This window comes from Candidatus Nanosynsacchari sp. TM7_ANC_38.39_G1_1 (assembly GCF_004138385.1).
The window spans coordinates 1-5,252 of record NZ_PQNZ01000054.1 but is presented as its reverse complement, the minus strand read 5'-3'; the positions used below and the strand labels follow the sequence as shown (position 1 = coordinate 5,252).

Annotated in this window: 5 protein-coding genes; 4 read left to right on the top strand and 1 reads right to left on the bottom strand. The window is 45.0% G+C overall.

Annotated elements, in window-relative coordinates; genetic code table 11:
- Positions 1-267 (bottom strand): S-adenosylmethionine decarboxylase family protein (locus G1ANC_RS03630; protein WP_129693643.1); only part of this gene is annotated, 267 nt, incomplete at its 3' end.
- 293 nt (positions 268-560) lie between these two features.
- On the opposite strand from G1ANC_RS03630, the gene cas9 reads away from it, so the two are divergent.
- The 4 genes from cas9 (at position 561) to cas2 (ending at position 5,144) form a co-directional block, all read left to right on the top strand.
- A complete protein-coding gene (gene cas9 / locus G1ANC_RS03625; RefSeq protein WP_129693642.1) occupies positions 561-2,861 on the top strand; it encodes a type II CRISPR RNA-guided endonuclease Cas9 in 2,301 nt (766 codons plus the stop codon).
- A gap of 65 nt (positions 2,862-2,926) precedes the next feature.
- Positions 2,927-3,919: a hypothetical protein gene (locus G1ANC_RS03620; protein WP_129693641.1), complete on the top strand. Its 993-nt coding sequence runs from the start codon at positions 2,927-2,929 to the stop codon at positions 3,917-3,919.
- A complete protein-coding gene (cas1, locus tag G1ANC_RS03615) occupies positions 3,920-4,810 on the top strand; it encodes a type II CRISPR-associated endonuclease Cas1 (protein ID WP_129693640.1) in 891 nt (296 codons plus the stop codon).
- A 25-nt stretch (positions 4,811-4,835) separates the two neighbouring features.
- The gene (gene cas2, locus G1ANC_RS03610) at positions 4,836-5,144 is read left to right on the top strand and encodes a CRISPR-associated endonuclease Cas2 (protein ID WP_206660731.1); all 309 of its coding nucleotides are present in this window, start codon (positions 4,836-4,838) and stop codon (positions 5,142-5,144) included.
- The last annotated feature ends 108 nt before the right edge of the window (positions 5,145-5,252 follow it).

The window sequence follows — 5,252 nt, the reverse complement described above, 5'->3', positions numbered from 1 at the left end:
ATCAGTCAAGGGTTTACAAGTAGTCATTGATATATAAGCAGTGCCACTTTCCGGCCATGTGTGAACTGCGATATGCGACTCAGACAAAAGCAGAGCAGAACTAACCCCCTGGGGCGAAAACTGATGAGTTACCGACTCTAAGGGATGCAAGCCAGCCCCCTTAGCAATGTCGCGCATTAGTTTCTGCAACCCATCTGCATCATCAAGCAGGGCGGAGTTAGATCCGCTCACCTTAACGGCGATAGATTGTATCCCAGATGTGTCCATATTAGTAATTATAGCACTATTTAACCAGACACTTGCGCAATCATAATAAGTGCGCTAAACTACAATTACAGTCCCTTAAGTAAGGATTGTACCAATATCTAAATTGTTCTAGGTTTCTATAATAATCTGGCGGTAAAAATCCGCTGTAAAGTATAAGAAATACTGGAGCAAAGCTCTAATCCGCTCACTCGTTGGGCGGATTATCTTTTGCACTGCGGCTGAGCGCCGCAAAATTTCAATTATCGCTTTTTGTTGTATAATTATACTAACGATACTATAAAAAGGACTTCTTTATGACAGAAAAATCTTCATATTCACCGAAAAAATATTCGCTAGGGCTAGACATCGGCACCAGTTCAGTTGGTTGGGCAGTACTGGATTTAGATAAAAAGCGTATTCATGATTTGGGAGTGAGGATTTTTGAGCGGCCAGAAGATCCTCAAAACGGTGATTCACTCGCCAAACCGCGCCGTGATGCCCGATCAGCTCGCCGTCGCCTAAAGCGCCGCCGCCAGTGCCTCAATAACCTAAAGCAATTTTTTGTCGACCAAAACATCCTCACTAAAAATCAAGTCGAAGAAGTTCTAGATTACAAGTCTGATTTCAACAAATTAGACGTGTATGGTCTGCGAGCAAGAGCACTTACCGAAGAATTATCGCCCGAAGAGTTGCTCAAAGTTTTATATCAGATTGCCAAACGACGCGGCTTCAAGTCGAACCGCAAGGTCGTGGAAGAATCAGACAAAGAAGGCGGCCGCGTCACTAGCGCGCTCAAGACCAACGAGAAATTCCTCGCCGACAACAATTACACGACTGTCGGCGACGCGCTGAGTCGCGATGAAAAATTCGCTCCGCACAAGCGCAATAAACGCGACGACTATACCAACAGTTTTGCACGTGATGACTTTTTGCGTGAACTAGAGACAATAGTCAAAACTCAGCGAAACTACACCCTGAAAAATGTTCCCGAACGGACCATTAACGAATTGATTTATGGAATTAACGACGAACAAGTCATCAATGTAAGTGCCATAATGTACCAGCGTCCATTTATGACTAAAGAACTAATCGAAAAGATGGTCGGCAAATGTACTTTTGAAGATAGCGAGAAGAGAGCGCCAAAATCCAGCTATAGTTTCGAGGTATTTCGCCTGGCAAGCGATTTGTCGCACCTCGTATTCATTCCTCGCGACGCCAGCAAACGCCAAGCCAAGCGCGAAAATCTAGAGGTAAGATTGTCTTCAGAACAAATTAGCAAAGTCATTGATCTAGCCAAAAACCAAAAAAGCTTAACCTACAAAAAGGTACGCAGCACCGCAGGAATTAGCGAAGACTACGCACCAAAAGACGTGCGCGGCAAGAAGAAAGAGGGTGATGAATTTGGCGAAGACAATACTTTTGGCGGTCTAAAAGCGTATAGCGACATCAGGTTAGTGCTGAAAGATTTACCAGAAGATTGGGCGAAAATTGATAATGAATCGGCGATCAATCAAATCGCCTACATCCTCACTACGCAAAAAGCCGACGAGGGCATTCAAGCTGAACTAGATTCACTGCCGCTTTCTGACAAAGCCAAAGAGGCTATTGTCAAAATTAAGCCAACCAATTTCAAAGCGTTCGGCTATTTATCGATCAAAGCTCTACAAAAAATCACGCCACACATCCTCGAGGGTATGACTTACGACAAAGCCTGCGAGGCAGCTGGCTACAACTTCAAAAAGCAATCTGCCAGCCTAGAGCAAATCACCAACCCCGTCGTCAAGCGTGTCATAGCACAGACCCTGAAGGTCGTTCGTGCTATTGAACGCAAATACGGTAAGCCGTATTTCATCAAAGTCGAAACCGCTCGCGATTTGGCAAAAAACTTCAAAGACCGCAAGGCGATTGAAAATGAAAATAAGGAAAACCAGGCACGTAACCAAAGTATTATTCAGACGCTAAATGAGAACGGCGTCGTCACTCCAACCGGTCAGCAGATCATTAAAGTCAAGCTCTATCGCGAACAGCAGGGCAAGTGCTTATACTCTGGCAATCCAATTGACTTTGAAACCATGCTACGCGATGATAACGCCTATCAAGTTGATCACATCGTGCCATTTTCACGTTCCAATAACGACGGAATTACTAACAAAGTTTTGGTATTCACAGAGGAGAATCAAAAGAAAGCCGACAGGACGCCGTTTGAATATTTTGGTACCGATGAACAACGATGGGAGAAATTCGTAGCACTTGTTGAAACAACGTATAAGACGCGTGATGTTAAAACATCTGACAAAGCCACGAATGCTATTAAATACAAATACAACGGCTACGCCATGAAAAAGAAGCAAAATCTATTGCTTCAAGATTACAAAAATGACAGCTGGAATGTGCGTGCCCTAAATGACACGCGATATATCACGCGGTTTATCCAAAATTATCTACGCCAGAATGTCGACTTTGCAGAAGGTGAAGAAAAACAGCGTATAATCGCGCCAAACGGTACGACAACAGCCTATCTACGCAAACGCTGGGGACTAGCCAAGGATCGTGCTAGGATGTACTGCATCACGCCAAGGATGCGGCGGTTGTTGCGGCAATCGATAACAGCATAGTAAGACAAGCGAATTTATTCGCGAAACGCGGGGAGATAGCCACCCTATTAGCTGCTGCGAAAACGATGGAAGAAAAGACTGACAAGTTGACTGGTGAAATTATTGACGAAGACGAGTTTGATAAAGCTCAGCGGCGCAAGGATGCGGCGATCGTACTGTCTTCAAAGTACTTTCCGCAACCCTGGGATAATTTCGGCAAAGAAGTCATGAAACGCACCCTCAACATCGATATCGCCACACTACAAAATGAGCTACGTGGACTTGATAATTACGACGAGGAGTTCCGCCTAAGCATAAAACCAATCTTCGTTTCCCGTATGCCACGCCGCAAAGCTACCGCTCAAGCCCACAAGGAGACTATTCGCTCACCAAAGGCTAAAGATGGTGATCAACGAACCGTACGAATACCACTAAACAAAATTAAGCGAAAAGACGTCGAAAACTCCGTACTTAAAGAATCTGATAAGTGGCTGTACGATAAATTGCTCGAGAAACTAGATACTCACGGTGATAACCCAGAAAAAGCTTTTGCTGAACCTATTTACAAAAATGACAAAAAATTCGACAAAAACGGCAAACAACTGTCGTCAGTCTCGACCATCAAAGTATACTCGACGCAACCGAGCGGATTTTACATTAACGATAGCAAAGCGTTTGTTAACAACGGATCTATGGTACGGCTTGACGTTTATCAAAAGCCGAATAAAAAGGGGAAAATTGAGCACTTCTTCGCGCCAGTTTACGCCCATCAAGTTGGCAAAAATAAGCCCACGCCAACAAAGATACTGCCAGCACCCAAAGGGTTCACTGACGTAGACAAAACATTCACTAAGGTTTGTTCTTTGTATCCGAATGATTATGTGAGGTGTTACTTTGGTAATACTATTGAGGAAGGTTATTATATAGCCTACGATTCTGGATCTGGGCGAATAACTGTCATAGATGCGGCCTCCCCAAATAAAGAAGGTATAAACCGGCACCGTATTTCACCCCGATCCGCTAACCTCATCGAACGTTACGACATCTCCGTCCTCGGCGATAACTACAGGTGGTTATAAATGGCCTGGCGCGTCGTAGCTATCGAAAACCCTGCCAGACTCAGTCTGCGGGATAATCAATTAGTAATCGCGCAAGATATCGAAGCGACACTACCAATTGAAGACCTCGACACGCTTGTTCTGGATAGTTATGGCATAACCACGACCGCAAACTTACTAACAGCACTCGCTACCAAGAGCACAACAACTGTTATCTGCGACGAGAAACATCTGCCAGCCAGCGTGATTTTGCCGTATTCACAGCACTCGCGCCAGGCTAAAGTTTCGCGCCAGCAGCTTGCCATGAGTCAGCCGCTTAAAAAACAGCTGTGGCAACGCATCGTTGAGCAAAAAATCACCAATCAAGCCGATGTTCTACAAGCGGTCGGACTGGACGATGCTCCGCTTCGGGCGTACGCAAGCGATGTCAAATCAGGCGACACTAGCAATCGCGAGTCGCTAGCTGCTCGCATATATTTTGACCAGCTACTCGACGACGCCACACGCCGCAAGCCAATTTGGCACAATGCCGCGCTTAACTATGGCTACGCAATGGTCCGCAGTCATATCGCTCGACATATTGCCGCTCGCGGGCTAGTTGCTTCGCAAGGAATTTTCCATCACAATGAGCTCAACAGTTTTAATTTAGCCGACGACTTGATTGAGCCTTACCGTGCCGCCGTTGATTTATATGTCTTAGAAAAAGTCGCCCCGCTTCACGTCGGCGATCGCGACGCTAGCCTCACCAAGCATGACCGTCAACTCATCATTGACATATTAAATTATTGTGTTATAATTAATGGTAAGAAGTTTACTGTAAAACATGCGATCGAGCGAACAGTTGAAAGCTTTATCGAGTGTATTGAGGTAAAGGAGGCGCGTAAGCTTCTTTTGCCAAAAATCGCCTCCTAACAGAGAAGGGATGTCATATAAAATCATGAGGGTCGCGGTATTCTTTGATTTGCCGACCAACACTAAAGCTGAGCGCAAAGCCGCTACACAATTTCGCAAATTTTTGCTGGACGACGGCTTTGACATGCTGCAATATAGCGTATACACTAGACTGTGTCCAAACCGCGACGTTGCCGAGAAGCACATGATGCGCGTCAAACGCCACGCACCAGATAGCGGATCAGTACGATTACTATACTTGACCGAACATCAATTCACGCATATGTACGTTATCGTTGGCGAAAAAACTGTCCAAGAAAAGAACGTACCCGCTGGTCAATTAGCATTTTTCTAACCAAAAATCCCCCTCGTAACAGAGGGGGATTTGAGGAAGTATTATACCAATATCTAAATTGTTAGGGAACTATAACTTTTTTGGGATAAGATCTTTGGGAGTCGTTAT